This window comes from Paenibacillus sp. 453mf (assembly GCF_900116105.1).
Classification (GTDB): domain Bacteria; phylum Bacillota; class Bacilli; order Paenibacillales; family Paenibacillaceae; genus Paenibacillus; species Paenibacillus provencensis.
Map to the genome: position 1 here is coordinate 109,655 of NZ_FPAC01000007.1, position 17,657 is coordinate 127,311.

At 45.7% G+C, this 17,657-nt stretch carries 17 protein-coding genes, 1 pseudogene and 1 riboswitch; of the genes and pseudogenes, 6 read left to right on the forward strand and 12 right to left on the reverse strand.

The annotated features are described in order from the left end of the window. Positions 1-144 precede the first annotated feature (144 nt). Positions 145-1,668, forward strand: coding sequence for a Ppx/GppA phosphatase family protein (locus BM415_RS21250; protein WP_091161151.1), 1,524 nt, complete (start codon positions 145-147; stop codon positions 1,666-1,668). On the opposite strand, the gene ppk1 is transcribed toward BM415_RS21250, so the two are convergent. Further along, positions 1,598-3,739 carry a polyphosphate kinase 1 gene (ppk1, locus tag BM415_RS21255; protein WP_091161153.1) on the reverse strand — a complete coding sequence of 714 codons (2,142 nt, stop codon included), beginning with the start codon at positions 3,737-3,739 and terminating at the stop codon, positions 1,598-1,600. The two genes, BM415_RS21250 and ppk1, sit on opposite strands and share 71 nt — an antisense overlap. Positions 3,740-3,995: 256 nt before the next feature. Between ppk1 and BM415_RS21260 the strand changes: the two genes are divergently transcribed. Further along, complete coding sequence (locus BM415_RS21260) at positions 3,996-4,223, forward strand: hypothetical protein (protein ID WP_047913565.1); 228 nt, start codon at positions 3,996-3,998, stop codon at positions 4,221-4,223. 180 nt (positions 4,224-4,403) lie between these two features. Here the strand turns inward: BM415_RS21260 and BM415_RS21265 are convergent, their stop codons facing one another. From BM415_RS21265 to BM415_RS21275, 3 genes are all read right to left on the reverse strand, one after another. Next, positions 4,404-4,790, reverse strand: a complete 387-nt coding sequence (locus BM415_RS21265; RefSeq protein ID WP_091161154.1) for a VOC family protein — start codon at positions 4,788-4,790, stop codon at positions 4,404-4,406. Between the two features lie 105 nt (positions 4,791-4,895). Continuing rightward, positions 4,896-5,684 carry a hypothetical protein gene (locus tag BM415_RS21270; RefSeq protein WP_139237046.1) on the reverse strand — a complete coding sequence of 263 codons (789 nt, stop codon included), beginning with the start codon at positions 5,682-5,684 and terminating at the stop codon, positions 4,896-4,898. A 278-nt stretch (positions 5,685-5,962) separates the two neighbouring features. Continuing rightward, on the reverse strand, positions 5,963-6,322 hold the full coding sequence (locus BM415_RS21275; RefSeq protein WP_091161158.1) for a HesB/IscA family protein: 360 nt from the start codon (positions 6,320-6,322) through the stop codon (positions 5,963-5,965). 346 nt (positions 6,323-6,668) lie between these two features. Here BM415_RS21275 and mqnE point away from each other — a divergent pair, with 346 nt between their 5' ends. Both mqnE and BM415_RS21285 read left to right on the forward strand, forming a co-directional pair. Continuing rightward, positions 6,669-7,775: an aminofutalosine synthase MqnE gene (gene mqnE, locus BM415_RS21280; protein WP_091161160.1), complete on the forward strand. Its 1,107-nt coding sequence runs from the start codon at positions 6,669-6,671 to the stop codon at positions 7,773-7,775. 211 nt (positions 7,776-7,986) lie between these two features. Next, positions 7,987-9,048, forward strand: a complete 1,062-nt coding sequence (locus tag BM415_RS21285; RefSeq protein WP_091161161.1) for an NAD(P)/FAD-dependent oxidoreductase — start codon at positions 7,987-7,989, stop codon at positions 9,046-9,048. A 20-nt stretch (positions 9,049-9,068) separates the two neighbouring features. Here BM415_RS21285 and BM415_RS21290 read toward each other — a convergent pair whose 3' ends face one another. Then, on the reverse strand, positions 9,069-9,320 hold the full coding sequence (locus tag BM415_RS21290; protein WP_091161163.1) for a YuzB family protein: 252 nt from the start codon (positions 9,318-9,320) through the stop codon (positions 9,069-9,071). Positions 9,321-9,434: 114 nt separating this feature from the next. Here BM415_RS21290 and BM415_RS21295 point away from each other — a divergent pair. Further along, a pseudogene (locus tag BM415_RS21295) lies at positions 9,435-9,650 on the forward strand (NifU family protein); the annotation flags it as partial. A 99-nt stretch (positions 9,651-9,749) separates the two neighbouring features. Here BM415_RS21295 and BM415_RS21300 read toward each other — a convergent pair. The 7 genes from BM415_RS21300 to BM415_RS21330 all read right to left on the reverse strand — a co-directional run bounded on the left by BM415_RS21300 (position 9,750) and on the right by BM415_RS21330 (position 16,234). Continuing rightward, a complete protein-coding gene (locus BM415_RS21300; protein WP_091161165.1) occupies positions 9,750-10,520 on the reverse strand; it encodes an SDR family oxidoreductase in 771 nt (256 codons plus the stop codon). A gap of 152 nt (positions 10,521-10,672) precedes the next feature. Further along, positions 10,673-11,509, reverse strand: coding sequence for a MetQ/NlpA family ABC transporter substrate-binding protein (locus tag BM415_RS21305; RefSeq protein ID WP_091161167.1), 837 nt, complete (start codon positions 11,507-11,509; stop codon positions 10,673-10,675). Positions 11,510-11,627: 118 nt separating this feature from the next. Continuing rightward, a complete protein-coding gene (locus BM415_RS21310; protein ID WP_091161168.1) occupies positions 11,628-12,296 on the reverse strand; it encodes a methionine ABC transporter permease in 669 nt (222 codons plus the stop codon). Next, the gene (locus BM415_RS21315) at positions 12,293-13,309 is read right to left on the reverse strand and encodes a methionine ABC transporter ATP-binding protein (protein WP_091161170.1); all 1,017 of its coding nucleotides are present in this window, start codon (positions 13,307-13,309) and stop codon (positions 12,293-12,295) included. Before BM415_RS21315 ends, BM415_RS21310 begins: the two co-directional genes overlap by 4 nt. Positions 13,310-13,496: 187 nt before the next feature. Beyond that, a riboswitch (SAM riboswitch) is annotated at positions 13,497-13,642 on the reverse strand. Between the two features lie 131 nt (positions 13,643-13,773). Beyond that, positions 13,774-14,505 (reverse strand): Cthe_2314 family HEPN domain-containing protein, encoded by a 732-nt coding sequence (locus BM415_RS21320; RefSeq protein WP_091161172.1) that lies wholly within the window; start codon positions 14,503-14,505, stop codon positions 13,774-13,776. 204 nt (positions 14,506-14,709) lie between these two features. Continuing rightward, complete coding sequence (locus tag BM415_RS21325) at positions 14,710-15,660, reverse strand: COX15/CtaA family protein (RefSeq protein ID WP_091161174.1); 951 nt, start codon at positions 15,658-15,660, stop codon at positions 14,710-14,712. Between the two features lie 229 nt (positions 15,661-15,889). Then, positions 15,890-16,234: a thioredoxin family protein gene (locus BM415_RS21330; protein WP_091161175.1), complete on the reverse strand. Its 345-nt coding sequence runs from the start codon at positions 16,232-16,234 to the stop codon at positions 15,890-15,892. Positions 16,235-16,358: 124 nt separating this feature from the next. On the opposite strand from BM415_RS21330, the gene BM415_RS21335 reads away from it, so the two are divergent. Next, positions 16,359-17,645, forward strand: a complete 1,287-nt coding sequence (locus BM415_RS21335; protein WP_091161177.1) for a DUF2515 family protein — start codon at positions 16,359-16,361, stop codon at positions 17,643-17,645. Positions 17,646-17,657 lie beyond the last annotated feature (12 nt).

The following is a 17,657-nucleotide window of genomic DNA, read 5'->3' on the forward strand; positions in this document are numbered from 1 at the left end:
ATATATTTAAACATGGAGATTTTACATAGCCTAGCACTGATTCCATTCGAGTATATATGCATCTGAGAAGCGATAGGATGGTAATATGCAATATCTAAATATGAAATCATCTGGGAGACTCACAAAAAGGAGTGGCTTGCTGATATGAATCATCGCATTGGCATCATTGATATTGGATCGAACTCGATCCGACTTGTTATATACGAAGTGCTTCATTCGGGAGAACATAGAGTTCTCCATGAGAAAAAGTATGCCGCCAGACTCAGTCAAAAAGTGAGTCCTGACGGTATCATCACCAAAGAAAATATAGATACGATCATTCCCGTTCTGCTGAGCTATCAAGATATTTGTTCAGAATACGGTGTCTTACATATTCGTGCAGCTGCAACAGCAGCCATTCGAAATGCCACAAATAGCGAGGAAATTACAGGCTGGATCAGATCTGCAACTGGACTTACCGTTGAGCTTATTTCCGGAGAGGACGAAGGCCGTCTTGGATTTCTCGGTGTGCGTGAATCGATCCCTCTTCATGACGGATATATCATTGATATCGGAGGAGGAAGCACAGAGATTACGCTGTTCCTAAACCGCGAGTATAGAGCAAGCTTATCAATCCCATATGGCGCAGTAAATTCTCATGCACGTTATGGGGCAGCCGATTACTGGCGCTCAGAAACAGTACAAGGATTCAAACACTCGATCCTTGCGGCTCTTAAAGATGCGGATTGGCTGCATGCGCATCCGAATCTTCCACTGGTCGGTCTTGGCGGGACCGTTCGCGCCTTGGCAAAAATGGTTCAGAAGAGACAAGCCTATTCCCTACCGCTCATGCACGGCTACTGGATGGACAAGGACGACATTCAGTCCTTCTATGACACACTTCCGTATATTCCATATGATCAACGCAAGAAGACGCCTGGCTTATCCAAGGATCGAACAGATCTGATTATACCTGGTGTTATCCTGCTGCAGACGATCTTCGAATTACTGAGGTCTACCCATTATGTTGTGAGCGGAGCTGGACTTCGCGACGGGCTGTTCTATGAACCGCTTCACCGGCAATTTCCTCAGTTTATGAATCAGGATGTCTTGTCCAAGAGTGTCCAAAATGTGCTTGCCTATGATTCGTTTACACCACAAGAGGATCTTGATTACATCTATAGTCTGATGAAGATGCTTCACAATACGCTTGCAGGCCAAGGACAGACACAGGATCAACGATTGATTTATGCTGTATCCATGCTTCACAGAATAGGAGAGAGAGTGCATCATCACCGGGCAAGCTCCCATTCCCTATACTGGCTCATGAACAAGGGCATGTGGGGACTCAATCATAGAGAAACGGTCATCTCTGCTCTCATCATCGATTATCATAAGAACCGTACACCGAAGCAGATAGAAGATCATCCGGATATTTTGGCACCAGGCGATGTGGAGAAAATACACCAAGTTGGCTCCCTCCTTAAGCTTGCCCGGGCTTTGCACAGTGGAGGAAAAGCGATTCTAAGTGTGGATATGAAAAAAACAGACGACTCCCTTCATCTGCAGTTAAACTGCAGCAGGGAACCGTCTGTGGAGCTTTTTGAACTATCAGAAGCTAAGAAAGATGTTGAAAAGGCATGGAAGCTGAGCTTGAAATGGTCTCTTTCTCTTTCTTCCACGTTTTAATTTCTAGTGCTTCAAATTGACTTCTCAGGCTTGGCTCATCATTCGTAACAGGAATATAATTCCCGTTCGATAGAAGGAGCCGGGCCTTCACATTATCTTGTAACGACAAATCCAGTATATTTACAATCGTTTGCTTAAGCTGCGGATCATGTACAGGACACATCAGCTCAATCCGGCGATTTAAATTCCGAGTCATCCAGTCAGCACTGGATAGGAAGACCTCTGGGTCTTTATGGTTCTGGAAATAAAAGATACGTGAATGCTCAAGAAACCGGTCGACGATACTGATGACCCGAATATTCTCGCTGAGGCCTTCTATACCTGGACGAAGACAGCATACACCTCTAACGATAAGCTGAATCTTTACCCCTGCCTGTGAGGCAGCGTATAGCTCGTCAATCAGCTCCTGGTTGGACAGGGAATTGATCTTGGCGATGATATGAGCCGGTTTCCCCTGCTCAGCATTCTGAGCTTCTCTACGAATCATCTCAAACAGTCTCGATTTCAGTCCAGCCGGTGCGATATGAAGCTGCTGCAAGCCTTGAGCTGCCGAATACCCGGTAATTTCGTTAAATACCTCAGAAGCGTCTTCGCCTATCTGCGGATCTGAAGTGAGAAGCCCGATATCGGTATACACCCGTGCTGTGCTTGCATTATAGTTGCCTGTCCCTACATGAACATACCTTTTAAGCATATTTTGCTCTTTTCGAACGACGAGTATGATCTTGGCATGTGTCTTCAGGCCGACAAGGCCGTATACAACATGGCATCCTGCCTTCTCGAGCTCCCTCGCCCAGGCGATATTTCTCTCTTCATCAAATCTTGCCTTCAGCTCGACAACAACGGTCACCTGCTTGCCCAGCTCAGCCGCATGAGCAAGTGCCGCAATCAGTCTAGAGTCTCCATTGACCCGATATAAGGTCATCTTGATAGCCATGACTTGTGGATCTTCCGAAGCCTCTTCTACAAAATCCGTGACTGCATCAAATGACTCATAAGGATGGTACAGCAGTATGTCCTGTCTTCGTAAGATGCGGAACAGGCTTTCCTCTGTATTGAATACATCCGGATAGACAGGCTTGATACTGGGATACTTCAAATGGTTATATCCTTCGAGCTGATCCACAAAACCACTTAGAAATCCCAGATCCATGGGTCCTTCAATTTCGAAGATTTCATCAGATCCTAATGAGAATTCTTCCTGTAAATATTCAAGGGCATACGGATGAATTCCCTGTTCCACCTCGAGACGTACTGGCGCGCCTCTTCTGCGTCTTCTCAGCTCTTTTTCAATTTCTTCCATCAAATCCTCTGCTTCTTCCTCATTGATGTATAAGTCCGAATTTCGCGTCAGCCGAAAGCCATGAACCGCTTCTGGGATGTACCCGCTGAACAAAGATTGAATATGATGTTTTATCAGTTCTTCAATTCGTATAAATGATTTCTTCTTACTATTAGATCGCAGCGGAACTGAGATGACACGTGGAATATTGGAAGGAACCTGTACAATGGCGAAATAGTGATCATTTCCTTCCGGGTTCTCTTCCTTGCGCAAGATTACGGCCAAATACACATATTTATGGTGTACGAGCGGAAAGGGTCTGCTGGAGTCTACAGCCATGGGTGTCAGCACCGGAAATACAATATCGTGAAAATATTGCTCCATCGCTTTTTGCTGCGTCGCATTCAGGTCCGTATATTCCATAAATACGATCCCCTTTTTGCTCAATTGTCTCAGCAAATCGCGGTATGAACGGTACTGTTCACTGACCATCTTCATCGTTCGTTTCATCAGTCTTCGATATAGACCTGTTGCTGTATACCCAGTAAAGTCCTTTTTCGTGAAGCCTGCCTTGATCTTCTCTCTGGTCTCTGCCACACGTACACTCATAAACTCATCCAGGTTGGTTGTTACTATGGATAGGAAGCGGACGCGTTCCAGCAGGGGTGTATCTGGGCTCTGCGCTTCTTCGAGCACTCTTCTGTTGAATTCCAGCCAGCTTAAATCCCGATTTAAATATGGGTTCATATCGCGTTTATAATTCTCCTTTTCTATACTTCCCTCACTCATGAAGCGTATTGTTCGAAGCTGGATTGACTCGTGTTGTCCATTTTTATTGTAATCTCATTGTGTAAACGCAATGTAAAATCTGCCGCAAGGTTGACGAATATTACGATTCTTGTATGTGAAGATATCAAAAATATGACATTGTTTCTACCAAATTTGACGGGATGCTTTACAATAGAGAATAGAGTAGGGTAAAGTGTTTACGTCAGTGCTATTATACGTGAACGTAGTTGTCACCTTACGAATGAAGGAGGATACGATGAATTCCAATAAATCCAGAACGCTGCAAAAAAACATCGAGTTTTTTACTGCGGCCTTATCTCAAACCGTCGTTTCCGTTTGGCAGGAGGATTCTGCTGGTGTCTATTGTGAAATTGCCCGTGGTCATGTAGAAATGTTCTCCAATGATAAAGTACGATTAAGAAGTGAAGACGGCAGAGAGCATCATTATTCCCGTGACACGGTCATTTTTCAAACGGAAGTTTAATATACGAGGACGACTACGTGTTCGTTAGAATTCATCCACTTACTTTTACGTTAGAATCGGTACAACACATCAGTGTGTACGATTCTATAAGTAAAGGGGACGAATTCTAACGGATAAGCTGTAGTCGTTTTTTATATAGATCGAAGAAAGCTTGCTGCTATAATGCTGGATGCCAGCATATTACGAAGAATACGGGGCTCCAAATTCAATAATATTGTGGTCTGGATCCAGAATAAAAATTTGGGCAAATCCTGCAACACTGTCCGGTCTTGCTTCATACGGAATGTTTTGTGATTCCAGCCACTCAATCGTTGCCTTATGACTCTTCACCCATATGGCAAAATGACCGTCAGTCGTGTCAATTCCACGCTCTCTCAGTGTATCTCCTGCAGGATGCTCCAATAAATGCAGCTGCTGATGCTCCCCAATGGCATACCATACTCCGGTGGAGTTAAATGGCGGACGCTCTAGCTGCTTAAACTTCAATTTTTCCGAATAAAAGGCATGTGCGCGCTCGATATCCCGAACAGCAAGACTGACATGGTGAATCCGTTCCATTTCAAGCATAATGTATACCTCACTCTTCATGATCTAATTATGTAATGTCACCTGAGAATTCCATGTCTCTATGCTAACATATGCAAAGGCAGATTTATACAGTTATTGCATCGGCTAATCTGTACTGTGCTCATAATTATCCCAGACCACTTGCTCTGTCCGTAGATCAATCAGTGCTGCATGATCAACCAAAGCCGCCAGCCGAAGCGCCTCCTCAAGCGTTGGATAACGGTCAAAATACACTTCATTGACATATAAGGCGACACCTTCATTACCTGCAACCGGGACCTTGCTGTCAGCTGTGACGTCAGTTGATTTCGAATCCGTAGGAGAACTTCCGGAGCTTGAGCCTTGATCACTCTTCGTCACATCCCCTACTTCAACAACAGGAACCGAAGCTTCTGTTGTTATAAGTTTATCTTGTACGTTGTTCTCTTCCTTATGCACTTCATCCTTCAGTTCTTCCTCTTGCTTCCCCATGTCTGGCTCTTGCTGCACGTCCTTCATGCTAGCCTGCTGATCTGCACGGCTCATAGCATATTGCTCGCCTTGTACGCCTGCACTCGGAGAGCTTGAAATCATGACATTTTCATCATAGATTGGACGATTTGAAATCTCGGCCAGCGATGAAGACTCCATATCAATAAATCCAAGCAGTGTTTCCTTGTAAGCAGCCATCATGACACCCTTACTATCACCAGCTGCCTGCTCGTATCGCAGGGTCAGATCCGTAGAATATTGCACCGTTCCCTCTTGTGCCAGCTGCTGAGTATACTCGGTCAGTTCCTTCTGCGAAGGAGGAAGAGGCAGATCCTCCAGTGCATCTCGGGCTATTTTATCGGTAATCGACTGTGTTATCAGCTCAGAGAAGACGGGCTCGGATACCTTCCTCACTACAATCACCAGCAGTGCCATCACAACAAGTAAAAATAACGTGTTCCTTATCATTTTATGTATCAGTATGATTTCCCCTTTATACCGTTCAAAAAAGAACATTGATATAGAATTTCTATCGGAAGTTCGGCACGAAATATGAAGTCATCTCAAAACTCCATAACGAAGTCACATCCTTGGTTATCAGCTTCAGCCAGCCCTCTGTCATAAAAAAAACCTCCCGACCCACGGTATGCATTATACCAGAGGTCGAAAGGTTTCGTTCTCCATGTTTCTCGATCATTCTCTTAGCATGGCTCTTCGTTCGGTTTACCCGCGTCCGTAGCCGTACGGAAGGAAGAACCGCAGCCACAAGTGGCAATCGCGTTCGGATTATGAATGGTAAACCCGCCCGTCATACCGGATTCTTCAAAGTCGATTTCGAGTCCGTCGAGGAAACGCAGGTTGTCCTTCTCCACAACTACTTTCATATCTTGAATTGTCATATATACATCATCGTCAGTTTCCTTATCATCAAACCCCATAGCATAGGAGAAACCTGTGCAGCCTCCCGGTGTCACACCAAGACGGAGGAACATGTTCGGTGTTTCCTGCTGTTCGAGCATGTCTTTCAGATGCTCTGCCGCTGTCTCACTAATTGTAATCATAAGTCTTACCTCCTTCTTTCCTGATAACTAAATTATACTCCAGTCACTTTCGTACCTCAAGAGTTACCTATCCGCATTTTCAGTATGCTTTTTATTAAGATCATACTCTTTTTATTTCCAGATATTGAACCTATGAAATGTGAGGTTTATAATAGGTAGGGTATTTGAAGCCAAACTGTCGATATTACAGTGGTTCCAGTTGCTGTCATAAATGTAGTTGTAACTTTTTTCACAACCATTCAATATTGAAGTTTGATCTTGGGACTCCTACGGGTAAAATTATATGAGAGCATGAATCAATGGTCACGGCACAAACAAAAAAAAGTACGGACTAGGAGGAATAAGCATGTCCACCCTTATTACACCCCAAACGGACTCGAAGATGGCTGCCATCATAGAGAAGGTACAGAATGGTCAGCGTCTTACACTTGAGGACGGTGTTTACTTGTATGAGAGCGACGATCTGCTAACGATTGGACAGCTTGCTAACGAAGTCAATCTTCGCAAGAACGGAAAGAAAGTTTATTTTATCGAAAATATGAGCCTTTATTTCACCAATGTGTGTGAAGCCCGCTGCGCCTTCTGCAACTTCCGCAAAGATCAGGGCGAGGAAGGCTCCTATACGCTGTCAGGGCAAGAAATGATTGATTATGTGGAGCAGCACATTCATCCGGGAGTCCGGGAATTCCACATTGTCGGCGGACATAATCAGCATGTGCCTTTTCAATATTATGTCGATTCCCTTGCTGCTTTAAACGAGAAATACCCGAATGTAACACTGAAAGCCTATACCGCTGCTGAGATTGATTTTTTCACCCGCATCAGCGGCCTTAGCATCAAGGAAGTACTGCAGGAGCTGATGAAGGCTGGACTCCAGTCCCTTACCGGGGGCGGGGCAGAAATCCTCTCCGATGAATATCGTAAAAAGATGAAGGTTACCAAAGCAAACGTTGATCGTTACCTAGAGGTTCACCGTACCGCCCATCAGCTCGGCATGAGGACACATACCACGATGCTGTACGGATCTGTGGAGTCCTATGAAGACCGGATTAACCATATGCTGCAAATTCGCGAGCTGCAGGATGAGACGAAGGGTTTCCAGGTATTCATCCCGCTGTCCATGCAGCCGAAGAGCAAGAACGCCGGCATCATGCGCCGCAATTCCGCTTATGAGGACTTGAAGACCATTGCGATCTCCAGACTCATGTTAGATAATTTTGACCACATCAAAGCCTACTTTATTAATATTGGACCTCAGCTGACCCAGGTCTCCTTAAGCTTCGGCGCCTCTGACGTTCATGGTACGATTGTCCGTGAACAAATTAGTCATGCAGCAGGTGCTCTGACTCCAGCGGGACTCACCCGCAAGGAGCTGATCTGGCTCGTTAAAGGAGCAGGACGCATTCCTGTCGAACGGGATACGTTCTATAACGAAATTGAAGTATTTGAATAAGATCAGTTGACTCTCCCATTTCCACACTTCATATCATTAACGGATCAGTTCCTCGCTGGGACTGATCCTTACTTATGCACTAATGCCAGCCCTTGCTATAACAACAAAGACGACGTTACCCATTATAATGGACTGTCGATTTTATATTTTTTAATTTACCAGACAGCTTCTTTTTATGTGGGAACACAGAAGGAAAGGAAGTTATTTAGCTATGAAGAATATTCTTGTACTTGGAGGCGGCTACGGCGGTCTCACTATCACTAAACATTTAATTGAAGGTCCATTGCCGAAGGATGTCAAAATCACGCTGGTCGACCGCATGCCTTATCAAGGTCTTAAGACAGAATACTATGCCCTTGCAGCGGGAACCGTGTCCGATTACGATCTTCGGGTACAGTATCCGGTTCATCATCAATTGGAATATCGATACGGTGAAGTGACGAGCATTGATCTGGATGCAAAATCCATCTCTCTTCGAAATGAGGAAATGATTGAATATGATCAGCTCGTGATTGGCCTTGGCTGCACAGATCGATTCCATGGCACTCCAGGTGCCGAGGAGTATAGCAATACTATTCAAAGCTTTAAGAGTACCCGCGATACTTATATGCGTCTAAGCGAGCTCAAGCCTTACGCCAATGTTCATATTGTGGGCGGTGGCTTAAGCGGAGTTGAGGTGGCAGCAGAAATAAGGGAAAGCCGTGCTGATCTGAACGTGACGATACTCGATCGCGGTGAACGAGTTCTCTCTGCGTTTCCACAACGTTTATCCGCTTACGTGGGTGAATGGTTCAGTGAACATCAGGTAGAGATCAAGAATCAAATTTCTGTGTCCCGCGTTGAACCTGGCTCCATTTATAACCGGGATGAGGAAATTAGGACAGATGCCATTGTGTGGACGGCAGGAATTCAGCCCGTACAGCTGGTGCAGGATCTTCCTGTTGAGAAAGACCCAAGCGGACGTGTGAAATTGAATGAATATTATCAAATCCCTGAATACAGAGAAGTCTATGTCGTCGGAGACTGTGCGAGCCTGCCCTTTGCCCCAAGTGCCCAAGCGGCTGAGGTGCAAGGCGAGCAAATTGCACATGTCATTTCTGCTCTTCTAAGAAACGAAGAGCCCAAAGTCGAGGTTCTTCGCCTGAGAGGCACACTGGGTGCTTTGGGCAAAAAAGCCGGATTTGGGCTCATGGGCAAGACCTCCATGATGGGGCGTGTGCCGCGTATTCTGAAGAGTGGTGTCCTCTGGATGTCCAAACGTCATCTTGGCTAGTTGTCGACAAGCCGACTCACTCATATATCCAAGTCATCCCATGCGTCAGCTTCAGCGATTTTGGACAAAATGGCTTCATGCAGTTCTTTAGGGCTGGCTGCAGTGATGACCTCACCATTTACCAGTGCAAAAGGGGTAATACTGCATTGTCCGCAATTGCTGAGGCAGCCGTACTCGATGACGTCGTAGTCCATGTTCTCTTCAAGCTCTTCAAAGAGCTCATCCGTACCAAAGTGCATGTTGTTGGTACAAAATTCAATAATCGGTCTCATTTTATTCACCTGCTTTTGCTTTTACCATTTTATTTTGGCGTATTTTATACTATAATAAAGGGAAGGAAAGGAGTTGATAACATGAGCGAAAACGTACAAAGCAGCACCATGTATGATGAAGTCTCTGACGTGCTCGATAAACTTCGTCCGTTCCTTCAGCGCGATGGCGGTGACGTGGAATTGGTCGATGTCGAAGACGGCATTGTGAAACTGAAATTAATGGGTGCTTGCGGTAGTTGCCCAAGCTCCACCATCACACTAAAAGCAGGGATCGAGCGCGCGCTAGTCGAAGAAGTCGAAGGCGTAGAAGAAGTCGTTCAAGTATTCTAATATCCCATACTGTCATATAAGAGAGTCCCGAAGCTTCTGTCATGTGCAGAAGCCGGGACTCTTTTTTTTTGAGGTACTTCTGACTTCTGGCCTCTGTCTTCAATCCTTGATCGTTGGTCTTATCGGATCCAGCCCTCCGGAAATATCCATAATATTCCCTGTGATAAAGTCCGATTGCTCCAGACATAAGAAATGAATGACACGTGCAACATCTTCTCCGCTGCCAGGTCTGCCTCGGGGAGTCTCTTCATCAACGAGCCCGCTGACCGCTTCAATCGTCATTTCCTTATGATCTCCTCTAATATCCCCCGGACAGATCATATTTACTGTAATCCCATATGGTGCTTCCTCAACGGCCAATGTCTTCGTGAAGGAAACAAGCCCTACCTTGGCAGCTGCATACACCGCTCGCTGCGGCCAGGATCTGGCCTCTCCTGCATGGCTGAATCCAAAGTGAATGATCCGGCCCCACTTCTTGCGCCGCATAGAAGGCAGCACCCGATGATCAAGAAGCATCGTACCTACTAAATTACCCTGCATCAGCATCATGATCTCTTCTTGCTTATATTCAGCAAACAGCCTCCGCTCACGAATGAACGGTCCTGCATTGTTAATCAAAATGTCTACATCTCCAAGTTCCTGTTCAACCGTGGTGACGAGTCGCTCTGTATCATCCGCTATACAGACATCCGCTTGTACTGCAATACAACGCACACCAAGCTGCAAGATCTCTGCTTGAAGAGCTTCCGCTTCCTTTTTACTGTGCACATAGTTTAATGCTATATCGAAGCCTTCAGCAGCCAGCCGAAGAGCTGTCATCTTGCCAAGGCCCTTCGCACTTCCCGTAATAAGGGCGACTTTATTGTCCAAATCCCTTCCTCCTTCTAACAAGAGCGGTTACCTATTTCAGTATAATATAGGGAAGGACAGAAGGAAAGGAACGGCCATATGAAACAGTCCCGTCCGGCACTTTTTATTATCAAAGGACCGGACGGGACTGTTTATCATTTTCAATTATTTAATTAAAATGCAGGTACAATGGCTCCAGCATAATTATCTTCAATGAATTGTTTAATCTCATCCGATTGAAGAGCATCGTTCAGTTTTTGAATCGCTTCATTGTCTTTGTTATCCTCACGAGATACGAGCAGGTTCGCATATGGTGAATTTGCATCTTCCAGGAAGAGTGCATCTTCCAGTGGGTTCAAGTCTGCTTCAAGTGCATAGTTGACGTTGATAACGGCAAGCTCTACTTCACCCAGCTGACGAGGAAGCATCGCTGCATCCATTTCGATAATTTCCAGGTTTTTTGGATTCTCTGCAATATCGCTGATCTTGGATTCAATGTTCGTGTTGTCTGTTAATTTGATGATGCCGTTCTTGTCCAGAAGAATAAGGGCACGACCGCCGTTTGTTGCATCGTTCGGAATGGCAATCTTCGCACCGTCCTGCAGCTCATCTGCAGAAGTAATCGTATTCGAGTATGCACCAAGCGGCTCAACATGTACCGGATTCAGAGCAGTCAGCTTAAGACCACGAGTCTCAATTTCGTTATCCAGGTAAGGCTTGTGCTGGAAGAAGTTCGCGTCAAGCTGACCTTCATCAAGCTGTACGTTTGGCTGTACATAATCGTTGAAAGTGACAATTTCCAAGTTAACGCCCTGCTCTTCAAGGATCGGTTTAACTTGCTCCAGAATTTCAGCATGTGGAACCGGTGTTGCACCGACTTTCAAGGTTACTGTTTCTTCTGTGCTTCCCGCGCCTTCACTGCCTGTTGTATCGGGAGCGGAATCATTGCCGCAAGCTGCCAGTACCAGAACCAGAGTTAGAGTTAATGCAGATAAGAACCATTTTTTCATTACAGATGACCCTCCTATATATAATCTCGATATATGTGATAAAGGATGAACCATACAACGTCCATGCCCTAAATCCAATAGAACTCTTATTTCAAATAAATAACTTGCTATTTCCCTATTATTTTCGAGTAAAGTGCTTCACCAAGCGATCCCCAATCATCTGCAGCGCTTGTACGAGCACGATCATGATAATAACGGCAACGATCATAACTTCATTCTCATAGCGGAAATATCCATAGTTGACGGCAAGAGCGCCCAGTCCTCCACCACCGACCATACCCGACATGGCTGTATAGGATACAAGCGTTACGATGGTGATTGTCATCCCTGCAAGCAAGCCTGGCAGGGATTCCGGCATGAGCACCTTCCAGATAATCTGTCCGGTGGATGCCCCCATCGCCTGTGAAGCTTCAATGACACCTCGATCTACTTCACGAAGTGAAGTTTCAACAAGTCTGGCAAAGAACGGCGCTGCACCCACGACGAGTGGGGGAATGGTACCGAGCACACCTATCGCTGTTCCTACGATTTCTTTCGTAATCGGAATCATGGCCACGATCAGAATGATGAACGGAACGGAGCGCAGAATGTTCACGATCACAGACAGCACACTGTAAACAGCTCGGCTGAATCCAGATGTGGAACGGGAAGTCATGAACAAAATAATGCCCAGCGGAAGACCAATAATGAAAGTGAATATTCCGGAGGCGCCCAGCATTTTGAGTGTATCCATCGTGGCCTTCTGGAATTCATCCCAGTTGATGACGGAAAAATCAAGCCCCATCATGCCATCACCTCCACTTCAAGACCCTGTGACACAAGCTCATCTATTGTACTGCGAATCAGCTCAGGTGGCCCTTCAAGTCTCACCGTAAGCTGTCCATAAGGCACTTGCTTAATGGTTGAGATTGTACCTTGAAGGATCGCAAAATCGATACCAAGCCTTCTAGCCGTCTGCGACAGAATCGAGTCATAAGTCTTGCTCCCGAGGAACGTAATTTTGACCGTTTGGGAATACTCCAAATGCGTCGCCATAATGGCTTCTCCGAGCAGGTCGCCCGAATCCGTTTCGCGTAAAATAAAGTCCTGGGTTACAGGATGCTGTGGCTTGAGGAATACTTCCGTTACCGGGCCCTCTTCCACGATACCGCCCTGATGAATGACGGCGACACGATCACAGATCGATTGAATAACATGCATTTCATGCGTAATCAGTACAATCGTCAGATTAAAGCGTTTATTGATATCCAGCAGAAGCTTAAGTATGGAATTCGTTGTCTGCGGGTCCAGTGCTGAGGTTGCCTCATCACATAGCAGCACTTCCGGGTCGCTAGCCAGCGCACGTGCGATGCCAACGCGCTGCTTCTGACCGCCCGACAGCTGGGAAGGATACTTTTTACTATGCTCGGTAAGGCCGACCAGCTCTAGCAGCTCCTTCACTTTACGATCGACTTCCGCCTGACTTGTCTTCGCCAGCCGTAGAGGAAACGCGATGTTATCAAATACAGTAGCTGAACTAAGTAGATTGAAGTGCTGAAAGATCATTCCGATCTTGCGGCGCTTCGCCTGCAGCTGCTGTTTGCCAAGCCTCGTCATGTTCATACCACCGACCCATACCTCACCGGCTGTAGGTCGCTCAAGCAGATTAATCAAGCGAATCAGCGTACTCTTTCCAGCACCGGAATGACCGATGACGCCGAAGATTTCACCTTTTTGGATGGACAGATTAAGCCCGGACAAGGCCGTAGTCACCTGTTTTCCTTTGCCGTAGTCCTTTTTAATATTTTTAAGTTCAATCAAAACTAGGTACCTCCTTACTTGCTGCAATCCGTTCTTCTCTATGTCAGAGCTTCTATTTCTTTACACTTGTTTTACCCGTATGCCTTGCTTTCTACCCGAACCCATCCGGAAGAATATCCGAAAAGATAAAAAAGAAAAAGCCCCTTTTTGCTAGACAAAAAGGAGCTTTTTATAATTAAGCGATTCCTTCTCATCTGCCAAGACCAGTAAGTAACCTTACGGTCTTGAAGGATTTAGCACCATGTCATTCTTGTACAGCAGTCTTATTGACTGCAATAAAGAATCGGTTGCCGGGCTTCATAGGGCCTGTCCCTCCGCCACTCTCGATAAGAACATATATGCAATTGTGTGTTTAACTTTTAACTCACTTATTCATTTCAGCGTTTTTCAGAAACTAAGTGAAAGTATAGAATAATTCACACCACTTGTCAAAGGAAAATATTACATTATTTTTATCGGATTTCTTATGATGAGGTTGGTATCTTGGATGTGCTCCTCTGCCAGTTGTTATTAATATAATCAAATGCAGCAATCACGCTCTTGGATACAAGCTCAAGTCCAAGCTCCAGGTCCTGTGTAAATGACCTCAGATCCTCCAGCTCAATTTTACCGTGGAGGGTTTGATGCTTCTGCCACAGATCATCCACCATCTCAACATTCATATGATGAATTTCTGTATTTCTTCGTTTTTTGAGACGATTCATTGAGTCTGAATATTGATCTTTAAGATCGTTTAGCTCCTGAACGAGCGGCATATGCTGCTTCAAATATTCAAATTGACGAAGAACTGTAAAGTAGGAGAAATGCACTTTCACTTTGGAAGTATGAAGATCATACCAGTCATCCAGCAAGTTCCCAAGCTTGTCCAGGATGGCAAACATGCGGATAAAGCCATCTTTGTAAAAATAAACATAACGTGCGTAATCCGCCTTCTCATCAGGTGCCATATCTTCTGTAGAGGAGGAATGAACTTTACCGGCAAAGAAAGAGGCGGCAAAAGTGCTCTGCTCCAGTTCATCAAGCGAGGTCATCAGACCTCTGGTCCAAATATCGAGCTTGCGATAATCGTGCGAAGGGTCGTTGCCTCTATCTATGGCAGCTCCAAGCAGCTGCAGTGTCTTCGCCATGGTATCCATGGCTTCTTTTAGTTCTCCGGTGTTAACTCGGGCGGGCTCCCCTAATAAGGTTCGAAGCATATGCGTGTCCTCCTGTGCATCCTGTAAAGCTTATGTTTCCCGAACTCTGCATCTCACAACCATAACTTTATCCTGACGGATGAAACGATGGATAGAAGTGAGTTCATGCAATATATGTACAAACGCCAAAGTTATGTATGCCGGGCAGCAGATGACTGCCCGAAATGATATGAAACGATGAACTTCTCTTCCGGCTTAGTTCTGTTACAGCTTATTACTGCCCGCTGGCTTCGCCAGTCTCCAAACGACATAGCTCATATAACACAGCATGCCGAACAAGACGGCAATAATGGTCATATGTGCCAGTACGACGAACATGTAGATTTCAGGACGATTCATGGTAAGCATTAATCCAACACCAGAGAGTACCTGAAGAACAATTAGACCGATCGCAGATAGGCCAAGCACCTGCATTTCCCGATTATTCTTATGGTGACGATAAGCATAATGACTGAGCACGGCAACGACAGCAACAAGCAGAAACGCAGCAGCCCGGTGCATAAAGGCTATGCCGACTCCGCCAGACAACTCAGGCACAACTTCTCCATTACATAGTGGGAAGCCGGAGCATCCGCCTGCAGAGCTCGTGTGACTTACAAAAGCGCCCGTATACACAACAACGTAGGCATAGATAGCTGTAATCCATACGAGATTGCGGAACCCCTTGCTGACACGGGGCAGTCTGTCAAACCGCTCAAGACCACCGAATTTCTCTTCCTGTCTGGCTCCAAGCGTTGTCATGAGTGCACCTGCTAGCGAGATAAAAGCAAACCCAAGATGCAGAGCCATCACGGGTGGAGATTGGGAGAAGACAACGGCGAGTGCGCCCATGGCTCCTTGAATAATGACAAATATTAACGTCAATAGCGCAAAAATCTGTAAATCGCGGCGTTTCTTGCTGTACAACCAGAATAGTACAAAGGTCGCAACCGCAAGCAGCCCAGCTGTTGAACTCACAATTCGATGGGAGTACTCAATGAGCGAAGCAATCGTGTGTGCCGGTACAAATTTACCATGACATAGCGGCCACTCATTGCCGCAGCCAAGCCCGGATTCTGTCCGGGTAACGACACCGCCGCCGAACGTGGCAAAGAACATGAATACGGTCGTCACGAGACTGACCCATTTTAACAATTTGATATGTTTCAACTTCATTCACCTGCTGTTTTGAAATATGGCGAAGCTATCCATCAGCTCTTGTTCAATTATAACGGATAAAAGAATCTCCGGCATAAACCGATTGTGACAAAATGTTAACGTCCTAACATTCATTTCATACCACCCTAAGTTTCTTAAGGCAGAGTATATCTCAGTATATCCATCAGGACACAGCAAAACACCGTTCTCTTAGTTAGAAGGAGAACGGTGTAATTTTTCGAGCCTCTTATTTATGAATGGACTTGTACACTTCGACCGCACGTTCCAGGAAGGTCTCAATCTCTTCGCGTGATTTGCGATTCTTATTAACAAAACGAATCAGTTCCCGGCCATCGGTGTAAGCAACAAAGCTGGGAATGCCCAGAATATTCTGCTCCTGGCTGACCTCCTCCACTTTATCGACATCGACTTGAATGAGCGATAAGGAATCGGCATATTTCTCCTCGACCTCAGGCATGAATGGATTGATATAGGTGCAGTCACCGCACCAATCCGCCTTAAATACAGCAACAGTCAGGTTAGAGGATTGGATAGACACATCAAACTCAGCTTTGGAATTCATTAGTTTCATCGTTTATCTTCCTTTCTGCTATGGATCTTTATATTACCCTTAGTGAAGCAAACAATGGAGTGGAAGTCAAATTTTGTGTGCATACTATAGCAAAGTGAGTCGATTCGACGAAAGGGAGATATTGATGATGGACAATCAAGATTATAAAGCGCAGCCGAAGCCTTCCATTTGGCAGTTGATGACAACGATTCCGGTCACAGTCAAAGAAATGATCACTGGGAAAAAATCAGCCTGGGAAGCATCCAAGAAGCTGCGTCATCCATTTCTCTCCCTGACGTGGCAGACGTCTTCTGCCGTGCAGGTTCAGCATCAGCTTGAGCATATGATGGCAAGTATGAGAACGTCTGGCGTTCAGACGGCCTCCCTTCGGAGCAGCCAGCTTGACCCATACAGTGTAGAGGAGCTTGAGCTCGTACAAGAGATTAAAGAGCTGACAAGATATCACAACCAAAGCAATGTCTCCAGAACAGCAGCCTACCTCGCCTGCTATAAGTCTTATCCGGAGCTGCACTGGGCACTGCTCGCCCACTTCGTATCCCGGAACGGTGGATACAATATGACAGATCTACGCAGCGGATTGCTGAAAACAATACTGAATGACCAAGAAAAAGAAAGGGTATACCTGCTGCTTGAACGGTGCAATGCCCTTATTTTTCAGGATGCCTACCCTCAGCTGCTGCTATATATGAAAAGTAAGGAAAAGGGCCGGAGCTACTTTCATTTGCTATCGGAATTTCACGTTTCATCCTTTATGGTACCCTTCTGGGAGCAATTCTGGCTAAATAGGGACAGTGCACTGCTGACGGTCGGACTCATCATTAATGAACAGAATTATATCGAGTACCGTGTCATTCGCAATCCGTTCTACCAGCACCATGTCACTTCTACTCTGTCCTTCCGCTCTCATGAAATTGCCGGGCTCAACCATATGGTCATTCCGCTCGGCCTCAATCAGGAGCTCGTTGGATTGACCTTGTCAAATTTCAGAAAGTTGCATGAGCGGATTCATTTTGGCAAGAATCTGTATGCTCTGCTATTCGGACACGAACAAGTGCTGGACCGGGCTGCGGCTTATGCCTCTGCCGTCCCTCATGAAGGCTCAAGAAGCGAATATTGGCCTAAATTCTTTACAAATCAAAAAGGACTCTCTACACATGAGACTCTCGTATCTCCTATGCTAAGTCGAAATGAAGAACTGCCTTCAGGGAACAAGCTGTACAGCCCTACGTTATTGAACGTTTGGCATGATCTGCCTTATGAGAAAATATCACGAGAAGACTGGCTGACTCAAACCGATAGTCTTGGTCATCTCACACTTCCAAGACGGCCCAAGCTGTTCGAGATCAGCCATGAGCATAGGAGCAGTCTATCCAAGCTGGCAATGATCCACGACCTGGATCGATTGATATAGATAGCAAAAAGC

Bases quoted from the DNA above. Each gene is read 5' to 3' on its own strand.
- BM415_RS21260 (WP_047913565.1), top strand. From the start codon at position 3,996: ATGAATTCCAATAAATCCAGAACGCTGCAAAAAAACATCGAGTTTTTT.
- BM415_RS21335 (WP_091161177.1), top strand. From the start codon at position 16,359: ATGATGGACAATCAAGATTATAAAGCGCAGCCGAAGCCTTCCATTTGG.
- BM415_RS21290 (WP_091161163.1), bottom strand. From the start codon at position 9,320: ATGAGACCGATTATTGAATTTTGTACCAACAACATGCACTTTGGTACG.
- BM415_RS21330 (WP_091161175.1), bottom strand. From the start codon at position 16,234: ATGAAACTAATGAATTCCAAAGCTGAGTTTGATGTGTCTATCCAATCC.
- BM415_RS21305 (WP_091161167.1), bottom strand. From the start codon at position 11,509: ATGAAAAAATGGTTCTTATCTGCATTAACTCTAACTCTGGTTCTGGTA.
- BM415_RS21285 (WP_091161161.1), top strand. From the start codon at position 7,987: ATGAAGAATATTCTTGTACTTGGAGGCGGCTACGGCGGTCTCACTATC.
- mqnE (WP_091161160.1), top strand. From the start codon at position 6,669: ATGTCCACCCTTATTACACCCCAAACGGACTCGAAGATGGCTGCCATC.
- BM415_RS21265 (WP_091161154.1), bottom strand. From the start codon at position 4,790: ATGCTTGAAATGGAACGGATTCACCATGTCAGTCTTGCTGTTCGGGAT.
- BM415_RS21325 (WP_091161174.1), bottom strand. From the start codon at position 15,660: ATGAAGTTGAAACATATCAAATTGTTAAAATGGGTCAGTCTCGTGACG.
- BM415_RS21275 (WP_091161158.1), bottom strand. From the start codon at position 6,322: ATGATTACAATTAGTGAGACAGCGGCAGAGCATCTGAAAGACATGCTC.
- BM415_RS21310 (WP_091161168.1), bottom strand. From the start codon at position 12,296: ATGATGGGGCTTGATTTTTCCGTCATCAACTGGGATGAATTCCAGAAG.
- BM415_RS21320 (WP_091161172.1), bottom strand. From the start codon at position 14,505: ATGCTTCGAACCTTATTAGGGGAGCCCGCCCGAGTTAACACCGGAGAA.
- BM415_RS21250 (WP_091161151.1), top strand. From the start codon at position 145: ATGAATCATCGCATTGGCATCATTGATATTGGATCGAACTCGATCCGA.
- ppk1 (WP_091161153.1), bottom strand. From the start codon at position 3,739: ATGAGTGAGGGAAGTATAGAAAAGGAGAATTATAAACGCGATATGAAC.